Source organism: Papillibacter cinnamivorans DSM 12816 (assembly GCF_900176335.1).
Taxonomy (GTDB): domain Bacteria; phylum Bacillota; class Clostridia; order Oscillospirales; family Oscillospiraceae; genus Papillibacter; species Papillibacter cinnamivorans.
This window is the reverse complement of the sequence record NZ_FWXW01000003.1, coordinates 58,186-77,231: the sequence shown is the minus strand read 5'-3', so window position 1 is coordinate 77,231 and position 19,046 is coordinate 58,186. Positions and strand designations below refer to the sequence as shown.

18 protein-coding genes are annotated in these 19,046 nt (G+C 54.4%); 6 read left to right on the top strand and 12 right to left on the bottom strand.

Going from position 1 to position 19,046, the window contains the following annotated elements; genetic code table 11:
* Window positions 1-129 precede the first annotated feature (129 nt).
* Window positions 130-1,587, bottom strand: coding sequence for a sigma-54 interaction domain-containing protein (locus tag B9A13_RS05240; protein ID WP_084234009.1), 1,458 nt, complete (start codon window positions 1,585-1,587; stop codon window positions 130-132).
* Between the two features lie 416 nt (window positions 1,588-2,003).
* On the opposite strand from B9A13_RS05240, the gene B9A13_RS05235 reads away from it, so the two are divergent.
* From B9A13_RS05235 to B9A13_RS05215, 5 genes are all read left to right on the top strand, one after another.
* A complete protein-coding gene (locus tag B9A13_RS05235) occupies window positions 2,004-3,164 on the top strand; it encodes a thiolase domain-containing protein (protein ID WP_084234008.1) in 1,161 nt (386 codons plus the stop codon).
* A 2-nt stretch (window positions 3,165-3,166) separates the two neighbouring features.
* Complete coding sequence (locus tag B9A13_RS05230) at window positions 3,167-3,388, top strand: Zn-ribbon domain-containing OB-fold protein (RefSeq protein ID WP_159448034.1); 222 nt, start codon at window positions 3,167-3,169, stop codon at window positions 3,386-3,388.
* Between the two features lie 15 nt (window positions 3,389-3,403).
* Window positions 3,404-4,144, top strand: coding sequence for a 3-oxoacyl-ACP reductase FabG (gene fabG / locus B9A13_RS05225; protein WP_084234006.1), 741 nt, complete (start codon window positions 3,404-3,406; stop codon window positions 4,142-4,144).
* Window positions 4,145-4,310: 166 nt separating this feature from the next.
* Complete coding sequence (locus B9A13_RS05220) at window positions 4,311-5,885, top strand: acyl CoA:acetate/3-ketoacid CoA transferase (protein WP_084234005.1); 1,575 nt, start codon at window positions 4,311-4,313, stop codon at window positions 5,883-5,885.
* 122 nt (window positions 5,886-6,007) lie between these two features.
* Window positions 6,008-7,300 (top strand): GntP family permease, encoded by a 1,293-nt coding sequence (locus B9A13_RS05215; RefSeq protein WP_084234004.1) that lies wholly within the window; start codon window positions 6,008-6,010, stop codon window positions 7,298-7,300.
* A gap of 287 nt (window positions 7,301-7,587) precedes the next feature.
* Here B9A13_RS05215 and B9A13_RS05210 read toward each other — a convergent pair whose 3' ends face one another.
* The 9 genes from B9A13_RS05210 to B9A13_RS05170 form a co-directional block, all read right to left on the bottom strand.
* A complete protein-coding gene (locus B9A13_RS05210; protein ID WP_084234003.1) occupies window positions 7,588-8,022 on the bottom strand; it encodes a cupin domain-containing protein in 435 nt (144 codons plus the stop codon).
* A gap of 62 nt (window positions 8,023-8,084) precedes the next feature.
* Complete coding sequence (locus tag B9A13_RS05205) at window positions 8,085-8,885, bottom strand: HpcH/HpaI aldolase family protein (RefSeq protein WP_084234002.1); 801 nt, start codon at window positions 8,883-8,885, stop codon at window positions 8,085-8,087.
* Window positions 8,886-9,115: 230 nt separating this feature from the next.
* Entirely contained in the window at window positions 9,116-9,499 is a 384-nt protein-coding gene (locus B9A13_RS05200; protein WP_084234001.1) for a cupin domain-containing protein, read from the bottom strand.
* Between the two features lie 63 nt (window positions 9,500-9,562).
* Window positions 9,563-10,336, bottom strand: a complete 774-nt coding sequence (locus tag B9A13_RS05195) for an HpcH/HpaI aldolase family protein (protein ID WP_084234000.1) — start codon at window positions 10,334-10,336, stop codon at window positions 9,563-9,565.
* A gap of 42 nt (window positions 10,337-10,378) precedes the next feature.
* Entirely contained in the window at window positions 10,379-11,659 is a 1,281-nt protein-coding gene (locus B9A13_RS05190; RefSeq protein WP_084233999.1) for a TRAP transporter large permease, read from the bottom strand.
* Window positions 11,656-12,195, bottom strand: a complete 540-nt coding sequence (locus B9A13_RS05185; RefSeq protein WP_084233998.1) for a TRAP transporter small permease — start codon at window positions 12,193-12,195, stop codon at window positions 11,656-11,658. Before B9A13_RS05185 ends, B9A13_RS05190 begins: the two co-directional genes overlap by 4 nt.
* Window positions 12,196-12,234: 39 nt before the next feature.
* The gene (gene dctP, locus B9A13_RS05180; protein WP_159448033.1) at window positions 12,235-13,242 is read right to left on the bottom strand and encodes a TRAP transporter substrate-binding protein DctP; all 1,008 of its coding nucleotides are present in this window, start codon (window positions 13,240-13,242) and stop codon (window positions 12,235-12,237) included.
* Between the two features lie 134 nt (window positions 13,243-13,376).
* Window positions 13,377-14,249, bottom strand: coding sequence for a DUF6282 family protein (locus B9A13_RS05175; RefSeq protein WP_084233996.1), 873 nt, complete (start codon window positions 14,247-14,249; stop codon window positions 13,377-13,379).
* A gap of 89 nt (window positions 14,250-14,338) precedes the next feature.
* Entirely contained in the window at window positions 14,339-14,917 is a 579-nt protein-coding gene (locus tag B9A13_RS05170) for a flavodoxin family protein (RefSeq protein ID WP_084233995.1), read from the bottom strand.
* A 425-nt stretch (window positions 14,918-15,342) separates the two neighbouring features.
* Here B9A13_RS05170 and B9A13_RS05165 point away from each other — a divergent pair, with 425 nt between their 5' ends.
* Window positions 15,343-16,884 carry a sigma-54 interaction domain-containing protein gene (locus tag B9A13_RS05165; RefSeq protein ID WP_159448032.1) on the top strand — a complete coding sequence of 514 codons (1,542 nt, stop codon included), beginning with the start codon at window positions 15,343-15,345 and terminating at the stop codon, window positions 16,882-16,884.
* A gap of 99 nt (window positions 16,885-16,983) precedes the next feature.
* On the opposite strand, the gene B9A13_RS05160 is transcribed toward B9A13_RS05165, so the two are convergent.
* Together B9A13_RS05160 and B9A13_RS05155 are read right to left on the bottom strand one after the other, a co-directional pair.
* The gene (locus B9A13_RS05160; RefSeq protein WP_143806894.1) at window positions 16,984-17,568 is read right to left on the bottom strand and encodes a DUF5317 family protein; all 585 of its coding nucleotides are present in this window, start codon (window positions 17,566-17,568) and stop codon (window positions 16,984-16,986) included.
* Window positions 17,569-17,672: 104 nt separating this feature from the next.
* Complete coding sequence (locus B9A13_RS05155) at window positions 17,673-18,962, bottom strand: HD-GYP domain-containing protein (protein ID WP_084233992.1); 1,290 nt, start codon at window positions 18,960-18,962, stop codon at window positions 17,673-17,675.
* Between the last annotated feature and the right edge of the window lie 84 nt (window positions 18,963-19,046).

Sequence of the window (19,046 nt, the reverse complement as noted above, 5' to 3'; positions counted from 1 at the left end):
GGGTTCCGCGCCCTTTGTGCGCCGCGCGCGGCGGCGCGCTTTTGTCTATCGGGTCGTAAGTATACTCTTTGGCCCACAAAATACCTGCACCGGGAGCCGCCTGAAAACAGGTCGGCTTTTTATTTTGCTCTACTTGGTTTCGTTTTTTTCCGGCATATGAATGATGTCCTGCCTGGAAATACCGAGTTTATCCATCTTTTTATATAAGGTTGTGCGATGGATCCCCAGATTAAACGCCGTTTGCCGCAAATTGCCCTTGGCCCTGAGGATCTCTTCGGATATGATCTTTCGTTCGACTTCGTCCATAATCAGCTCAAGGCTGTTCCGGGGCACGTTTCCCAGTTTTGTGTACTGAAGGTCCGCCAGGATTTTCTCCGGGATCGTATGCAGGGTAATGACACCATTTTCATTCAGGACATAACAGCGCTGTACGGTGTTCTTCAGTTCCCGTACGTTGCCCGGCCAGCGGTAGCTCATCAGTATGAGCCTCGCCTCCGGGTCGATCATGACGTCGCTGTGATATTTTTGATTGATCTCCCCTAAAAAGAAATCGATAAAGAGCCCTATGTCTTCTTTTCTGCTGCGAAGCGGCGGTATTTTGATCTCAATGACATTTAAACGGTAGTACAGATCCTGCCGGAAACGCTTCTCTTCAATTTCATTCGGGAGGTTTTTGTTGGTCGCCGCAATGATGCGCACGTCGATGGACACGGGAGAGGTGCCGCCCACTCTTTCGATTTCCCGCTCCTGAATGACCCGCAGCAGTTTTGCCTGCATAAATAACGGCATTTCCCCGATTTCATCCAAAAAGATGGTTCCGCCGTCCGCAAGCTCGAATTTTCCTTTTTTGCCGCCCTTCCGCGCGCCCGTAAAGGAACCCTCTTCATAACCGAACAGCTCGCTCTCGAACAGTTCGGTCGGGATGCTGGCGCAGTTGATGCGGATAAACGGCTTGGACCTCCGGTTGCTGGCGTAATGCAGGGCGTTTGCAAATACTTCCTTTCCCGTCCCGGTTTCGCCCGTTATCAAGACGGAAAAATCGTTGGTTGCGGCCCTCTTGGTAATTTCCTTAACCGTTGTGATCTCTCCGGAATTTCCTATAATGCTGTCGAAAGAGTATTGTTCCAGGACAAGGTGTCCCAGCTCCTTTTTGTAGTACTCGAGCTGAGTGTAAACGTCGTTGAAAGCGCTGTAAAGCTCGATGGTTTTTCGAACAAATTTGATCTGCGCCACTGCCGCTATGGAGCGGCCGTTTTTTGACGCATTGGCGCGGTTTACAATCACGAACTGTTCCCGGTCGCAAAACTGCTTGTTGGATGTCCTGTGGAGAACGCCTGTTTCCGGAATAAAATCGGAGTCCTGTGCGATTTTAGACATTTTGGAGGTTTCAATCAGCTCCAGCACCGGTTTGTTGAGGGCTTCCTCCTGGCTGACCCCGATATATTTGCTGTAGGCGGGATTGATATAGGCGATCCTCCCGTCTCTGGATACGAATAAAAATCCGTCGTCCGATATCTCCGAACATTTCTTGAAGGATATAAGCAATTCCTCATCGGTCAGAACCGATTGTCCCCCCCAAATACCCATATTCACTCCTTCTCCTTTAAATTGGTGTTTATAACTTAGATTCATGACAATTCCGTCTGAAAATATCCTTTTCATGCAAAATCATTATACAATTTCAATAAAAATACTGCAATTGTTATGTCTCGGTGGACTGCGTTCGGAATATGGTATACGTTTCGCTACAGAAGTTTGTAATATCGGGGAAACCCCTAGTGCCATGCATGTATCGTTTTCGATACATGCATTTATTTTACTGCATTTCATGAAAATATATGGTTCAAATTTGTGCAAATGGCATTAAAAATTAAAAAATAATCGTAAAAACTTTGTAAGAATCGTCCTGTTTTTGCCGATTTTACTGCGAAAAGCTTGGCATACTCTTTGCTCTTTATCGGTTTTGAGGCTTAAGCAATAAGGAATGACTGGGAGGTAATAAAATGCGTGGAGTTTCCGTAATCGGTATCGGAGAGACCAAAATGGGGAAATACCCCGGCACGCTGAAAGACATGATCCGCGAGGGGGCTGAAAAAGCGATATCAGATGCAAAAATAGATAAAAAACTCATTGAAGCCATATACTTCGGGAATTTCAACGGCTCGTTTTGGAGCGGGCAGAGCCTGATGGGACCTTTGGTTGCGGAAGCCATCGGACTTGAGGACCTGCCGACGATGCGTCTGGAAGGCGCATGCGCTACCGGCAGCCTCGCATTCAGACAGGGCTTTTATTCCATTGCCTGCGGTCTGTATGATGTGGTGCTGGTTGGCGGTGCGGAATTGATGACGCACAAATCCACGCCGGTCATTACGGAAGGGCTCGCCAGCGCGACGGATGTGGAGCTGGAAGCAAAAGTGGGTGCGACCTTCCCTTCGCTTTTTGCGTTGGCTGCCAACCGGTATTTTTACGAGTATGGGAATGTGCGTGAAGAAATGGCGATGGCCGCGGTTCAAAACCATGCCAATGCCTGTCTCAATCCGGATGCGCAGATGCATAAGCGGATTGACGTGGATACGGTAAAAAACGGTTTCCCGGTTGCGTACCCCCTGACGGTGTATGACTGCTCTCTGGTGTCCGACGGGTCCGCGTTTATTGTTCTTGCGGCTTCGGAGATCGCGGATAAAATTTCCGGTAGCAAGATTGTTGACGTATTGGGTTCCGGACACGGCGGCTCCACCATACAGGTTTCCACAAAAAACATCACTTCCTTTGCGGCAACCCGAAACGCGGCGAAAGAGGCTTACGGCATGGCAGGGCTGAAGCCTTCCGATATCGATTTTGCCGAGGTGCACGATTGCTTCACTATTACGCAGATCATCAATATTGAAGACCTCGGCTTTTTTGAAAAAGGCAGGGGCGCCCGTGCCATTTCGGAGGGCAGGACGGCTCTGGACGGGGCGATTCCCATCAATTCTTCCGGCGGACTCAAGGCGAAAGGCCACCCTATCGGGGCCACGGGATTGAGCCAGATATTCGAAGTGGTTACGCAGCTGCGCGGTGATGCCGGAGAACGTCAGATCAAAAATGCCCGGATCGGACTGAATCATAATTTGGGGGGGATGGGCGCTACCTGTGTCATCAATATTTTCAGAGGGAGGGAGTAATTGTGTATAAGGACGGCCGTATTTATTCCTACAGCATTATCAATGCTCCTGTCGAAAAGTTTTCGGCAATTGCACCGTATCTCATCGTCATTGTGGACGACGGAGAAAAGCGCTTTTTGGTTCGCATTGAAGCGTTTGAAAAAGACAAACCGGTCGGGATCGGCGATCCTGTAAAGTTTGACCGCCTGGATGAAGAGGGAAGCCCTGTTTATATATTAAATTGAAAAAGGAGGATACACATGAACAGGCTTGAAAACAAGGTGGCGATTATTACCGGAGGCGCGAAAGGGATCGGGTACGCCACCGCAAAAAAATTCCTTGAGGAAGGCGCCGCGGTCGCCGTTTTCGACATCGACCAGGAGGCCATCGATTCCCTTGTCGGCGAGTATCCGAACAGCGGCAGCGTATGCGGATATAAAGTGGATATAACGGATCTTCCGCAGGTGGAAGCCGCTACCGCAGAGGTTGTACAAAAATACGGGAAGCTGGATGTGCTCGTCAACAATGCCGGCATTATCAGCGACGCGCTGCTCCACAAAATGACGCCTGAGCAGTTTAACCGCGTCGTGGTGATCAATCTGTACGGTACGTTCAACTGCGCCAAGGCGGCGATCAGCTACATGATGAATCAGAAGTCCGGCGTTATTCTCAACGCGTCGTCCATCGGCGGGATTTATTCCAACGTGGGCCAGTGCAACTATGCCGCCACGAAAGCCGGGGTGATTGCTATGGCAAAAGCCTGGGCAAAGGAGTATGGGAAGTATAACATCAGGGCCAACGCTGTTGCTCCCGGTCTCATCGATACGCCTATTATAAAACCGATCCCCGCCGAGATCCTTGAGCGCCTGATCAAAGGCGTCCCGATGCGCAGACTGGGCAAGCCCGAAGAGATTGCCAACGTATATGCCTTCCTGGCGTCGGATGAAGCCAGCTTCATTACCGGAGAAGTAATCGAGGTCAGCGGGGGATATACGTACTGATTGCCGGCTGAAGACAGATTCTTCATATTGCCTTATGCGATAAGCGGTATGAAAAAGACCGGATGACGAATTGCCGCTTGTGCAGCCGGACGGCATGCAGGCCGTGATCTGACGCGGCTCCCGTCATCCGGGAAGGCATACAAAGACATATGGAGGCGTTGCTTGAATGAATAAAGTGAAATTTACCACAACAAAGCAGGCGGCCGCGCTGATTCCCGACGGCGCTTCCATCGGGACGGTGGGTTTTATGATGACCGGCACGCCCGAAGAGCTGCTTATGGAAATGGAACAGCGGTTTCTGGCGGAAGGAAAGCCCAGGGGACTTACCGTCATGTGGGCCTCGGGGCCCGGCGACGGCGGAACGGTACGAGGATTGAACCATCTTTGTCATGAAGGGCTTCTCAAGCGTACGGTCGGCGGCCACTACGGCCTTTTCCCGAAGATCGCGCCTCTCGTCAACGAAAACAAAGTGGAGGCATATAACTTTCCCCAGGGCGTGCTGGTGACCATGTTTCGCGATATGGCGGCCGGCAAACCCGGCGTCGTGACGCACGTGGGGCTGGAAACCTTCGTGGATCCCGATTATGAAGGCGGCAAGCTCAACAAAGCCGCCAAGGAAGATCTGGTGGAAAAGATCCATCTGGATGGAAAGCAGTATCTGTTTTATAAATCCCAGAAAATAGACGTTGCCGTACTGCGCGGGACCGAAGCGGATGAAGACGGGAATATCGGCATCAGCCGGGAGGCGCTGCGTCTGGAAAACCTGTCCGTTGCCATGGCGGCCAGAAATGCAGGCGGCCTCGTCATCGTTCAGGTGGAACGTCTGGTCAAGCGGGGTACGCTGGATCCCAGACAGGTCGTGATCCCCGGAACTCTCGTGGATGTCGTTGCCCTGGTAAGCGATAAAAAAAATCACATGCAGACCGCGGGCACGGACTTCAACATTGAGTTTATTTCTCAGGCCGGCATCTACAAGGAAAAATTTCAGCCATCAGAGCACGATATCCGCAAAGTGATCGGAAGACGGGCGGTGCTCGAGATGAACCGTTCCATGCGGGTTTTGAATTTCGGCATCGGAATCCCGGAAAAAGTGGCGTCTCAGCTCAAGGAGGAAAACGTGGAGAGCGCGTTCATTTCCACGGTTGAGCCCGGCATCTATGGAGGCGCCGCCCAGGGCGGGCTGAATTTCGGAAGCACCATAGGCCCCCATGCCATCATCGATCATCCCTATCAGTTTGATTTCTATGATGGGGGAGGCGTGGATATTACCTTCCTCGGCATGGCGGAATGCAATCCCGACGGAAGCCTGAACGTGTCCAAATTCGGACCCAAAATTCCCGGCTGCGGGGGATATATCGACATTTCGCAAAATGCAAAGCAGTGCGTTTTCTGCGGTACCTTTACCGCCGGGGGATTGAAGGTGAAAACGGACGGAGGCAAATTGGAAATTTTACAAGAGGGCAGAGAAAAGAAATTCTTAAAATCCATCGAACAGATTACGTTTAACGGCAAATACGAAAGCGGCAAAGGGAAGAAAATCACCCTGGTAACCGAACGGGCGGTTTTTCAGGTGCGCCCAGAAGGCCTTACTTTAACGGAAATCGCCCCCGGAATCGACTTAAAGCGCGACATCCTGGATCTGATGGAGTTTGAGCCCGTTGTCAGCCCGGACCTGAAAACGATGGAGGCGGTCATTTTTACTCCGGAACCGCTTGGATTGAAGGAACGCTTCGGATTCTAAACCGGCCGCAGAGCTTTCCGCCGCCCTGTTGATGAAAAAGACGCCTTAGCGCAGATATCTTTCTGTATTGGATGAAACGATCGGCAGTGCAGTATAAAAAAGAATAAGGAGGTTTCCGTGAAATGCTGGGAATAATTGGTATGATTCTTGCGCTCGTTTTGCTGGTTTTTATGGCAATGAAAGGGTACAACATACTGCTCACGGCCCTTGTCTGCTCCATCGTGGTAGCCCTGCTCAACGGAATGAACATTTACGATGCCCTGCTGACCAATTACATGACGGGTTATGTGGCATTCTTTAAAAGCTATTTCATCATGTTTCTGGTGGGCGCGCTTTTCGGCAAGCTCATGGAGGTGTCCAACGCGGCCGACGCCATTGCCGCGCTGGTGGTTCGGAAACTGGGAGCTAAAAGAGCGCTGCTGGCCATTGTCATCGCATGCTTTGTGCTGGCCTATGGCGGTGTAAGCGTGTTTGTCACCGCCTTTACCCTCTATCCCATCGCCTTTAACCTATTCAAGGAAGCCAATCTTCCCCGCAAGTTCCTGGCGGGCACCATCGCCTTCGGCTCGGTTACCTTCGCCATGACAAGTCCGGGTACGCCTCAGATTCAGAATATCATTCCCGGCACCACTCTGGGTACCAGCACCATGGCCGGCGCCACGGTGGGCTTCATCGCCGCAATATTCATGTTCATCGTGGGCTTTATCTGGCTGCAGCATATGGTAAATGCCGACGTAAAGGCCGGGGGGCATTTCGAAATGGACCCCGGCGAGCAGTCCAAATCGGTGGAGGAGTCCAAGCTTCCCAATGTCGCCTTCGCTTTCATTCCCCTCATCGCCACCGTGGTGTTCCTCAACGCCTTTAAGTTCAAGGTGGAAGTGTCCATCCTGCTGGGGATCATCATCGGCATCGTGCTCCTGAAAGGCACTTTGAATCTCAGGGAACTTCCGGCACTGTTTACCAAAGGCGCCGGAGGAGCCGTCACCGCTATTGCAAACACCTGCGCCGTAGTGGGATTCGGCGCGGTGGTGAAATCCGTTCCCTCCTTCCAGATACTCATTGATGCGGTTACTCACATTCCGGGCCCGGCGCTCATCGGCGCGGCTCTCGCGGTGACCATCATCTGCGGCATCACGGGATCCGCATCCGGCGGCCTGGGGATCTCCATCCCCATCATAGGTCCCATCTACATGGCCATGGGGGTCATACCGGCACAGCTCCACAGAGTGGCCTCCATTGCTTCCGGCGCGTTGGACTCCATGCCTCATAACGGATATGTGGTTACCCTCCTGAACATCTGCGGCACAAGCCACAAGGATGGCTATATGCCTATTTTCAAGCTCACGGTTGTCCTGCCTGCCGCCGCCACCGCCCTTGCCATTATTCTCTTCCAGATCTTTCCCAATCTTCCCTGAGATACATATAAAACAGAAGCGATTGAACGAAAATACTCCAGACAAAACGATACCCTCCTCAAAACAGCGCGCTGCCAAATGTTTGGCAGCGCGCTGTTTTGAGGAGGGTATGATAAACGGTGCTCCCGGGCAACGAAACCGTCATGCCCCGATGACGTTTCTCCTGAACGGTTTCCTGTGAAGAGAAAAAGGCGGGCCTTTCGGCCCGCCCTTTTCCTTGAGTGCGGTGTGAGAGGGCTGTATGAGGGCGGATAACCGGAACAGATACAATAAACTCAAGGCCCCTGTCATTTTTCCGCTTCCTGCTTTGCCGCGCCGCTTTTCTTTTTCTCAGGGGCGGCCTTCGGCTCCTCCAGACGCGGAAAGCCCTGGTAGACTGGAGAACATATATGCTCCGGGGGCGAGATCATATCCACCTTGACACAGGGAACGGGGCTGTCGAAAACATGGATGTAGTGTTCCAGACCGGACGGGACAAATATCCAGTTGCCTGCTTTCATCCGGTATGGCTTCCCGTCAACGTAAAAGTCGCACTCGCCTTCCAGGATCAGGGAGATCTGTTCGCTGGGATGACTGTGGGGATACACCCTGTGCCCATTTTGAAGACAGACCACGGAACAGTTTAGAAGGTCCGTGTCGGAACCGAGCAGAATGCGCTCCACGCCTGGCCGGATGGTCTCCCGCGGTGATGTTGACCAGTCTCCCATTTGAATTTTACTCATCGCGGGCTTCCCCCCTTTGCCAGCTTCCCCGTATTTCCGTATGCGCCCATATGCGGCGTTTTTTAACGCGATTGGCGGGCTGAATCCAGGATTTCATGGAGCGTCTGGACTTCCTGCCTGAACTTATTGGCGATCATCACCATTTCGGAGCTGTAGCCGATGTACTGGATTCCCAACTTGATGTATTTCTCCACGTCGGCGGTGCTGCCGGCGTAGATTCCCACCTTTTTTCCGCGGCGCAGAGCGGTTTCCGTGACCTTGCGGACGATATCCTGCACCTTGGGGTCTCCGGTCTTTCCCGTCACGCCGCAGGACTGGCTCATGTCACCTGTGCCGATGAAAAGAACGTCCAGTTGGGGAATGTCGCATAACTCCTCCACGCGCTCGGCCAGTTCCTTGTTTTCCACCATGATCACCGAGAGAAGATCGTTGTTTACATACTGGATATATTCGTCGTTGCTGCCGAAGCAGTAACCCGAGGCCCGGGTGGTAAGCCCCAGCCCACGGGTGCCGAAGGGGGCGTAGCGCATGTTCTCCGCCGCGCGCCGTGCTTCCTCCACAGTTTTGACGTTGGGCACCTGGATGCCCTGAGCGCCCATGTCCCCGGCGTGAAGAATGTGCTCCTCGGCGGCATGGGGTACCCGCACCACGGCGTGCATGCCGCAGCCGTTGGCGGTGCGTACCATATTCTGCATGTCCAGATAGCTGTAGTCGGCATGCTCGCCGTCCACGATGATGAAATCCATCCCGGCCAGTGCCAGCATTTCCACCAGCGGCGCGCAGTTGAATTTGTAAAAGGTCCCGAAGACCACGTCGCCTTCGTTAAGCCGCTGCTTCAAAGTCTTTTGCCCGCGCAGTTTCATTGCTCATGCCTCCGTTTATTCGGTATCGTTTACCGGCTGATGCGCTCCTGCGGCCTTCTCTGACGGCAGAAGCGGGAATCCGGATCCGTCGTCTCACATATTTCGGATGCTTCCGGATCCCTGCAGCCGGTTCGTTCACTTCCGTATAAGAGTCCCGCCCTGCGGCGCGGAAGGGGGAAACACTGCGCCGCAGGGCGGGAGCCATAGCTCCGGGCTTTCCGGAGGAGGGCTTATTTCTTTTCCTGGCTCTGCAGGAATTTTGTGAAGACATCCTTGTATTCGGGTCTCGCGGGGGTGAAGATGTCCATCTGCAGGCAGGGAACGGGGGAATCGTACACGTGGATGTAGTGCTCCACATTGGAGGGAACGGTGACCCAGGAGCCGGCCTTCAGGCGGTAGGGAACGCCGTCCACATAGTAGTCGCACTCGCCCTCGATGACCAGGGCGACCTGCTCGTTGGGATGATGGTGGGGTTTTACTTCATGGCCGTTTTCCACGCGGCCGATGGTGCAGCTCATGCTGTCGGCTTCCATGGCGAAAACCACGCGCTCGATGCCGGGGCGGAGCTTTTCCCAGGGAGTTTCAAACCAGTTGCCGGATGCGATTGTGCTCATGTAAATTACCTCCAAATATATGATCTGTTAGCGGATGGACTTTGGGTTCCCTGCCCGTCCGTTTTAACCCTGTGCCAATGATTTTCGGATGTTTACCAGTGCGGAGGAAAGGGCGGTGGCGTCGGAGCCGTAGGCAATATAGGTGGCGCCCATGGCTGTGTATTTCTTGACGGCCGCGGGGTTGCCGCAGTAGATGCCCACCGCTTTGCCCCTGGCGAGGGCAACCTTGAATACCTTTTCAACGATCGCCACCACTTCCGGGTCGTCCAGCTTTCCGGGCTTTCCCACCGACTGGCTCAGGTCGCCCGGCCCCAGGAAGAGAACGTCGATCTGGGGAATGTCGCACAGCGCCTCCACTTTGTCGGCCATCTCTTTGTTTTCCACATGGGCCACCACCAGGCTGTTGCGGTTGGAATAGGCGTAGTAGCTCTCCTGCTTGTTCCAGGCGCCGTACATGGCGGCCCGCTGGGTCATGGACAGGCCCCGGGTGCCCTCTGGGAAGTACTTGGCTCCGGCGCAGGCCTTTTTCGCGGTCTCCACGGAGGTGATGCTGGGGATCTGTACTCCGTCCGCTCCGGAATCCAGCGCGTGAAGGACGTGCTCCTCCTCCGCGGAGAAGACCCGGACCACCGTGCTCATACCGGTGCTGTCGGCCGCGCGGATGATGTTGGCTGTGTCGTAGGTGGAGAAGTTGGCGTGCTCGGTGTCCACGATGATGAAGTCGAAGCCGGCGTTTCCCACCATTTCGGCGACGTCGGGGCTGTTGAGCTTGTAAAACAGGCCATACACGACTTCTTTGTTGAGGATACGCTCACGCAGGGAAAAAGCTTTGTTCATATTGATCGCTTCCTATTTAAGTTTGACGCATTCCGCATCGGATCAGGAGATACCCAGCAGCCGAGGCAGGAAAAGGATGGTCTCCGGCACGAATGCCATCAGCAGAGTGACGGCGAAGGCCGCGATGATAAAGGGAACCAGCTGCTTGGATATTCGTTCCAATGGAATTTTTGTGATATTTGATGTAACGAAAAGGGTCATGCCCACGGGAGGCGTCACCAGGCCGATGGTGAGCATGATGCAGAACCATACGCCGAACTGGACCTGGTTCATACCGGCCGCCATGGCAAGGGGCATCATCACCGGAGTGAAGATCAGCATGGCGGCAGTGGCTTCCATGGCGCAGCCGATGATGATGAGGATGACGAACATCAGAAGGATGATGACCGCTCCGTTCTGGGTGAAGCCCAATACGGCCGCCTTCACCAGATCCGGAACCTTGGCGATGGCCATGGTCCAGCCCATGATGTTGCCGAAGCCGATGATGATGAAGATGCCGGCGGTGACGATGGTGGAGTTCATGAGGACCCGCGGCAGCATGGAGGGGCGGAACTTTCCGTAGATGAGCCCCGCGATGACGGCGGCCAGCACCGCCACGGCGCCGGATTCGGAGGGGGTGAACACGCCGCTGGTGATGCCGCCCACCAGGACCACCGGCACCAGAAGGGCCGGCAGAGCCTTCAGGAAGGAGACGGCCGCCAGTTTTAAATCGAAATGGTCGGTGCTGCGGGGCAGGTTGAGGCTCTTGGTCTTCAGGCGGATCACCGCGATATAGCCCAGGGCGATCAGGGCGCCGGGAATAAAGCCGCCCATGAACATGGCGTTTACCGATACGCCGCTCAGGACGCTGAAGTAAACGAAGGTGACGCTGGGCGGGATGACGGGCCCCAGGACGCCGGAGGCGCAGACCAGCGACGCGGAAAAGTCGTCCGGATATTTGTCCCGGATCATCTCGGGCACCACTACCGCGCACAGGATGGCGGCCACCGCGTTGGCCGAGCCCAGGATGGCGGAGAGGATCATAGCCACCACAACCACCACATAGGCAAGGCCGCCGCGGAACTGGCCCACCAGAGACCGTACAAAGTCGATGAGCTTCTGGGTGACGCCGCTGGCGTTCATCAGCTCGCCGGCCATGATGAAGAAGGGAATGCAGGTGAGGCTGCCGACGTTGATGCCGGCAAAGACCTTTTGCGTGAGGATGTTGAAGAAAGCCGCGTTGCCCATGGTGGCAACATGGGTAAGTCCCGTGATGCCCAGAACGAAGACGATGGGAACCCCCGCCAGCAGCAGGACGATAAAGGCGGCGAGTACTGCAATCACAGCGGGATACCCCCTTCCTCTATGGGACCGGGCTCGGAATTCAGCTTTCCAGTCTTGTAGTCTTTGATGATGCGGTAATACTTTTCAATGGAGAAAACAACGATCAGCGCCATACCTGCGACGATGGACATATACGGCCACCGCATGGAGATCTGAAGCCCGATGCTGATCTGTTTTACAATGGAAGGAGTGTTTACCGTTGCGATGGCGTTGCGCAGCATAAAGGAGCAGAAAGCCAGACATATAGTGTTGACGGCTAGTTCCAGGACCAGCCTGGCCGCACCCTTGAGACGGCCGAGGATCAGGTCGAAAGCCACCAGTCCGCCAGCCTGCCGGAAGGCGACCGCGCCTCCAAACATGGCGACGCCAACGATACAATAGCGTATCAGTTCATCGGCCCAGGGAAAGGACAGCCCCAGAATATACCTGCGTCCTATTTCCACCAGGGAGACAACCAGCATCACGCCCAGCATAGCGGCCGCGATGATTTTTGCAATCAGGCAGACCACGTCGAGAACGCGTTCTATCACTTTCATAAGAACCTCCCAGTTATTGCCGGCTATGCGGGGTCGGTTTTATTTGCTCAGGCTTTCCACCTTGTCGATAAAGTTGGCGATGAGGGGATCCTTCGCCCGGTATTCGTCCCACACGGAAGCGGAAGCGTCGATAAATTCCTGTTTCGCGTCGCCTTCGATGACGTTGATCTGAACGCCGGCGTCCGTGCAGGCCTTGAGGGCTTCTTCCTCATATGCGGGCAGATAGTTGTCAAAGACATTCTTTCCGCCCAGAGCCATGCCGTCCAGGATGATCTGCTGCTGGTCTGCCGTCAGGCTGTTCCAGAAGTCCAGGTTGAAGACCATCAGAGTGGGGAAAGGATACAGGCCGATCTCGGAGATATACTTCAGCACTTCGTAGTGCTTGAGGGCGTATATGGAGGTGATGTTGATCTCTTCGCCGTCCACCACCTTGTTCTGCAGGGCGGAATAGACTTCGGCGTAGGGCACCACCTGGGGATTGGCGCCGATGCTGGTCATGTAGGTGGTGAGCATGTTGCTGGGGGCGATGCGCAGCTTCAGACCCTTCATATCCGCCATGGAAGTGATGGGCCGGACGTTGTTGGCGAAGTGGCGGATGCCGTTTTCGGAGAAGCCGACGATCTTGACACCCAGGTCTTCGCCCACCTTGTCAAAGATGGCCTGCGCTTCGTCGCTCTGGAATGCCTGGTACTCCAGGTTGTAGTCGGTGAGCAGGCAGGGCAGCTGGAAGACTTCCGTCAAAGAGGTGAAAGTGCTGAAGGTGGAGGTGCCCACGGAAACGCACTGGATGGTGCCGTCCATGATCTGCTGCATCATATCCGCCTCGCCGCCCAGAACTCCGTCGGGAACGTAGTCGATGTCGATGGTGCCGCCGCTGGTTTCCTCAATGTACTTGACGCTGTCATAGTCGCCCTGGGCGGGAGGCATTTTGCTGTTGCCGTAGTTTGCCCAAACGATCTTCACGGTCTCGGCGGTGGGAGCTGCGGTAGGTGTTGGGGTCGCTGTTGCGGCGCTTCCGCCTCCTCCGCAGGCGGTTAGAACAAGCATTAGGGCTAGCGCCATTGCTAAGGCTAGTGACAAGCTCTTTTTCATCGTGATCTCCCTTTCTGTTATTTGAACATTTTAAAATGGGACCTATGACGCTCGTGAGGATAGACCGGTTGTGCGGAGAGAAAAAATCGTTATACGCCGAGAAGGCTTGCCGGATTCGTTTTTGCGATCAGATTGATGTCTTTTTCCGACAGACCGAATTTGTTCATCAGAAGAAGAATGAAATTGTACATTCCTTCCACAGGTGACCCGTTGCCGCTCTGGCCCATGTCGGAGTCCAGAATCAGCCGTTCCAGAGGCACTGCCTTAAGCATGTCCGAGATCACCTGATCGTCCAGGGTTCCCAGCTTGGAGCCGGATTTGAAGACGCAGACGTTGAGCTCGATGTAGGCGCCCATTTTAGCCCACTTGCTCATCTGTTCGTAGCTTGCCCCGATATGAAACTGCGGATGATTGACCAGAATCCGTTTGACGCCCAGCTCCGTGGCCTTTTCCACCAGGTGGTCGATTTCCCAGGCGGTGCCGTGTCCGGTGCCCAGGACCACGTCCTTGGCGGCAAGATACATCAGCACTTCCACCGCCGCGGGGTCCATGACGCCCTTTTCGTCCACATAGACCACCGGAGTTTCAGGAACGCTGGTCTTGCCGGAGCCGACAAAGCTTCCTTTATGATGGTCGATGTGGTTTTTGGAGGAAACCGTGGGGAAGTAGACGATCCTTGCTCCCATGTTCACGGCCACGTCTACGGCATTCAGGTTGAAGAGTCCCACGGAATTGTTCAGAGCGAGGGCGCCGTAAATCTCGGTTCCCCGGCTGTTGTCGCAGTGCTCCGCCACCATCTTGGTGCCCATCATGGTGGGGAAATAGTGGTCTTTTACCAGAAAGCCCCGGTATCCCGCCACCTGCGCCTCCTTGAGCATATCGGCCGCGTCCACCTCCCTCTTGGCGATAGACGGTCCCGCGTGAACGTGGATATCCAGGATTCCTTTCAAGATTTCGCGCACAGTATTACCTCCTCATTATATCCCTTTTGGAATAGCAGACTTTATATAACTTTCGGGTCCGCCGAAAACTTGACATTTTGGCGGTGTGGTCACGCTTTTTTCATAAGCAGCAGCTCGGCGATGTTTCTTCCCAGGACCCGGAAACTCTCGATTCCCTCCGCGTCCTTCCAGATGTCTCCGGGGAATTTCCCTACGGCGAGATTCCAGTGGATGGAACCCACCGATACCATCTGGGAAATTCCGAACATGTACTGGATCGCGGAATAGGCGGGCATCATCCCGGCCTTGGTGCCCACCACTACCGGCGCTCCGATTTTGCCCTTGAACAGGAAGCCGTTGGCCTTGGCGACGAAATTGGTCCGGTCGATAAACGCCTTGACCTCCGATGTGACGTTGGCCGTATAGACGGGGGAACCGATGACGAATCCGTCGGAAGCGATCATCTTATCCAGGTACGCGTTGATGGGATCCGAAGCGATGACGCAGTGTCCGTCCAGTCTTTCCCAGCATTTGCGGCACCCCAGACAGCCCCGGATCGGCTGGCCGCCCAGCTGGATGAACTCGGTGGCAATTCCGTGGGATTTTAGTTCCTCCCCAACCACGCCCAGAGCCTGGGCGGTGTTTCCGCTGGGATGGGGACTTCCGTTGAAGAGCAGAATCTGAGGCATTCGTCCACCTCCGGTATAAGCTCCCGCCGGACCCGTTTGTCCTGGGGGAACTTTTAAGATCACTTGAATAGTTGAGCAAATGAGATGCCAATATTGTCAAGCAGGCGGAAAGAAAACATAAAACTGTTGCGCCGCAGTGAATAGAGGGCATAGAAGAATGATGGGGCGGCGCCTCGAGCAAGAAAACAGAAGCAGCTATACAACTCGGAAATGAGTTATACCGTTGTTTTTATTGGGAAAAGCCCCTGAATATCTACTGTTGACCCGCCGAAAACTTAAAAAAGAATTAATAATCCAATACTAAATTATTGTGATAGACAAACCGATGGCCGGATGATATGATAAAAAATATCAGCCGGACGAACCGAATAACGGTCAGTCTGGCGGGCATGAGCCAAGATAACGGGATGAGAGGAGGCTGCCGCGTGAAACAGGTTGTCACGATACCCACGTCGGAGATGGTGAATGCCGCTGAGAAGCTGGCCGGGGCAACCTGCGCTTCGGAATGGGCCGGAGCGGAGCTGGCTGCGGAGGAAAACGGGGAAATCCGTCTTCCGTTTTCCGTTTTTCTGGATGTTCTGGATGTTCCCATACATATTATCGACCGCAGCGGGCTTATCCGATATGTAAACCCCGCCTGGGAAGTGTTCATGCACGATAAGAAGACCGAGGTGCTGGGGCACCACATCAACGAGGTGCTGCGAAAATCGTCCTACGGGTTCTTTTTCTCCATTGAGGAATCCGACGGCAGCCGGAGCGTCACCCACTTTGATCAGAAGACCTACGATTCCGTGGCCATCGCTACGCTGGAGCAGGGCAGGCCCGTCTCCATGTTCACCTATTCCACAAGCAACAACAAGCTGATCGTCACCAGCGTGCCCATCTACCGGGAGGGAAAGATCACCTATGTGCTCACCAGCTGTACCGATATCACGGAATTTTCCGACACACGCGACCGGCTGGAAGATGCCATTCAGCAGAATAAGCTCATTTCGGACGAACTGAAGCTCTATCGCACGCAGTATGCCTCCTCCAGCATCGTGGGGAACAGCAAGGTGATAGGCGACCTGCGGGAGATGGTCAGTTACGTCGCCTCCACCAGCGCCACCGTGCTCATCACCGGGGAATCCGGCGTGGGCAAGGAGGTGGTGACCAAGGAGATTTACAACCAGAGCAAGCGGAACAGCCGCCCCTTCATCAAGGTCAACTGCGCCTCCATTCCGGAGAACCTCATGGAATCCGAGCTTTTCGGATATGAAAAAGGCGCCTTTACCGGCGCCAGCAAGCACGGGAAGATCGGCCTTTTCGAGCTTGCCAATACGGGCACCTTGCTCCTGGACGAGATCGGGGAACTCCCAAAGGCCCTGCAGCCGAAACTCCTGCGGGTACTGCAGGAACGGGAGATCATGCGCGTGGGCGGCACGGCGGGAATCCCCGTGGATGTGCGGCTCATTGCGGCCACCAATCAGAATCTGGAGGCCATGGTCCAGGCCGGATCCTTCCGTAAGGATCTGTATTACCGTCTGAACATCATCCCCATCCGCATCCCGCCTCTCCGGGAGCACAAGGAGGATATCCCTCTTCTGGCGCAGCATTTTCTGAGCCAGTTCAACAACGAGCACGGCAAGAATAAAAAGCTGACTCAGGGTGCCCTGTCCCTAATGACGGAGTACAACTGGCCGGGTAACATCCGGGAGATGGAAAATCTGCTGGAGAGGCTTATTATCATCGGCGACGAATCCTTTATCACCACCACCCAGATTGAACGGATTTTGCTGGGGGAGGATCGGCGCACGGTGCCGACGGACGGCATGTCCCTGCGGGAAATCATGAACGACTTTGAAAAAGCGGTGCTGAAAAACGCCCTGGAGACCTATGGGACTACTTATAAAGCGGCGGAGGCCCTCTGCTCCTCCCAGGCCACCATAGCCCGGAAGGCCAAGGAGTACGGACTGAAATGGCATTGACGCGACGCGCCGCCCCATAGGACAGAGCAGATTGAAGCTTTTAGAAAAAGATTCCGGTACGGCAGACGCCGCACCGGAATCTTTAATTTTACTTAATATTCAGAATGCCGGACCGCGCTCCAGCCGTTTTCCCGAATACCGAGGACAGACGAGACGAAAGGCGAGTCCTGCAACGCCGATTCCCAAAAGATAATCCCCGATGCTGGCAAACCCCAGCAGATTGGCGCCCAAGTGGATTCCGATCACGTCTCCCAGGAAGAGAAGCCTGGTCCCGGCGTCCGCCAGAACATATCCGGAAATCTCCCCGGCCGCCAGCCGCTGGACGATTCCGGAACCCGCCGCCCCGCTCACAATCCCCTGGGAAACGGGCATGGCCCATCCGTTTAACGCCATGACCGCAAAATTAAAAAGCGTGCCGACTCCGAACCAGCCGCTCCAGAAAGAACGGATATTGGCCGCGGAGAAAAACAGCAGCATTCCGTACTCCGCAACCAGCGGGAGGGGTTTGACCCAAAATCCGCTGAGATTCAGCGTGGTCAGGAGAAAGGGCAGCCATACCTCCAGAAGAAGGGCGAAAATCGGCAGAGGAAGAAACCGCACCGTTCCGTCGGCAATATTCCGGAAACTGCCGCCCCTGTATAAGCCCAGCGAAATCCCTATCGCTGCAAACATGAGAAGAATCAAGGCGGCGCCTCCTTTCCTCATCCGTATCGGAAAAACCCGGTATATTGCAAACCTCCTGACCGGCCGCCGGATTTTCAGGGCGGCGGGGTCGGGGGGAGCCGGTGTTAGAGCTCGATCTTGTCCACGATGGAGTCGAAGGCGGTGACGACCTTCGGGTCGAACTGAGTTCCGGAAAAACGATGGATCTCTTCCGTGGCCGCTTCTTTCGTCATACCTTTCCGGTAAGGCCTGTCGGTGGTCATCGCGTCGAATGCGTCGGCGACGCCGAGAATAGCGGCGGCTACCGGGAAGTTTTCAAATTTCGGTCCGTTGGGAGGGTAACCGCCGCCGTTGTAATGGCAGTGATGGTAAAGGACCGCTTCGTTGATCACGGGGGACAGCCGGATATCGTCGATGATCTTCCGCCCGATGACGGGGTGCATTTTGATTTCCTCAAACTCCTCTTCCGTGAGCCTTGCTGGCTTGTTCAGCACGTCGTTTCTGACCCCGATTTTTCCGATGTCGTGCAAAATGGCCGCGACCTTCACATTTTCAACCATATCCCTGTGCAGGCCCATGGCGGTCGCCAGCTGCTGGGAATAGGCCGCCACGCGCTGGGAATGGCCCTGGGTATACCGGTCCTTGGCATCGATCGCCATGGACAGGGAGGAAATGGTGCGCATGTACATGGACTTGCTGTCCAGATACAGCTTGAAGGAATACCGGGCCAGAAGCAGAGGAAACATGAACAGCAGTACGAAATACGCGCCGTTTTGCATGTTCAGCAGGATGGCCAGCAGGATCCCGAAGGGAATGGTGGAAAACACGTTGGGCAAAATCCCCAGGATGTTCTGATAGAACATGGGGGCGAATTTTTCTTTCCCCGCGGACACGAAATCGAAAATGAAAAAGATCAGGTTGAGACAGATGGAAATCAGCGCAAATAGAATTGCCGGAAGAATCGAGTAGGGAAAGCGGAAGTCGCTCCCCGTACCTCCCAGGAGAAGCAGCATCTGCCCTCCTACGAAATCCGAGAGGATGATATTGCACAGATTGAAGATTTCGTTGCCTGGAGAGGCCTTCAAAGCATAGCGCAGTTTTTTTGTATCCTCGTCCATAAGGAAGAAAAACAGGATAGAAAAGGAAAAGAGCACGATAGTGGTATGCAGACCAAACACCATCATGCTTGCAACAACGGGAACAAAAGACACATCAATGGACTTGTCTTCCGAGATGTAAACGGGAAGAGAGCGGGACAGGGCAAACAGCAGCAGGACGATTGCCCAGTTTACCGCGTCCTGAACTGTAAAACCGGATCCCTGCACCTGCTTCATCACATAAGCGGCGCAGTAGCCGATGATCAGAAAACCGACCACGATAATCAAAGAACGGTATGCAGTTTGCCTTTTCAACATTGAGGGTTCCTCCGGCAAAAATGCAAAATAATTGGTTAATTAAAAACAGATTCGGAACAGAAGGTCGACTTTTTATACTGTTAC

Coding starts and splice junctions, on each gene's coding strand:
- dctP (WP_159448033.1), bottom strand. CDS start 13,242: ATGCTTGTTCTAACCGCCTGCGGAGGAGGCGGAAGCGCCGCAACAGCG.
- B9A13_RS05155 (WP_084233992.1), bottom strand. CDS start 18,962: ATGTTGAAAAGGCAAACTGCATACCGTTCTTTGATTATCGTGGTCGGT.
- B9A13_RS05235 (WP_084234008.1), top strand. CDS start 2,004: ATGCGTGGAGTTTCCGTAATCGGTATCGGAGAGACCAAAATGGGGAAA.
- B9A13_RS05215 (WP_084234004.1), top strand. CDS start 6,008: ATGCTGGGAATAATTGGTATGATTCTTGCGCTCGTTTTGCTGGTTTTT.
- B9A13_RS05205 (WP_084234002.1), bottom strand. CDS start 8,885: ATGAAACTGCGCGGGCAAAAGACTTTGAAGCAGCGGCTTAACGAAGGC.
- B9A13_RS05170 (WP_084233995.1), bottom strand. CDS start 14,917: ATGCCTCAGATTCTGCTCTTCAACGGAAGTCCCCATCCCAGCGGAAAC.
- fabG (WP_084234006.1), top strand. CDS start 3,404: ATGAACAGGCTTGAAAACAAGGTGGCGATTATTACCGGAGGCGCGAAA.
- B9A13_RS05195 (WP_084234000.1), bottom strand. CDS start 10,336: ATGAACAAAGCTTTTTCCCTGCGTGAGCGTATCCTCAACAAAGAAGTC.
- B9A13_RS05240 (WP_084234009.1), bottom strand. CDS start 1,587: ATGGGTATTTGGGGGGGACAATCGGTTCTGACCGATGAGGAATTGCTT.
- B9A13_RS05200 (WP_084234001.1), bottom strand. CDS start 9,499: ATGAGCACAATCGCATCCGGCAACTGGTTTGAAACTCCCTGGGAAAAG.
- B9A13_RS05185 (WP_084233998.1), bottom strand. CDS start 12,195: ATGAAAGTGATAGAACGCGTTCTCGACGTGGTCTGCCTGATTGCAAAA.
- B9A13_RS05220 (WP_084234005.1), top strand. CDS start 4,311: ATGAATAAAGTGAAATTTACCACAACAAAGCAGGCGGCCGCGCTGATT.
- B9A13_RS05210 (WP_084234003.1), bottom strand. CDS start 8,022: ATGAGTAAAATTCAAATGGGAGACTGGTCAACATCACCGCGGGAGACC.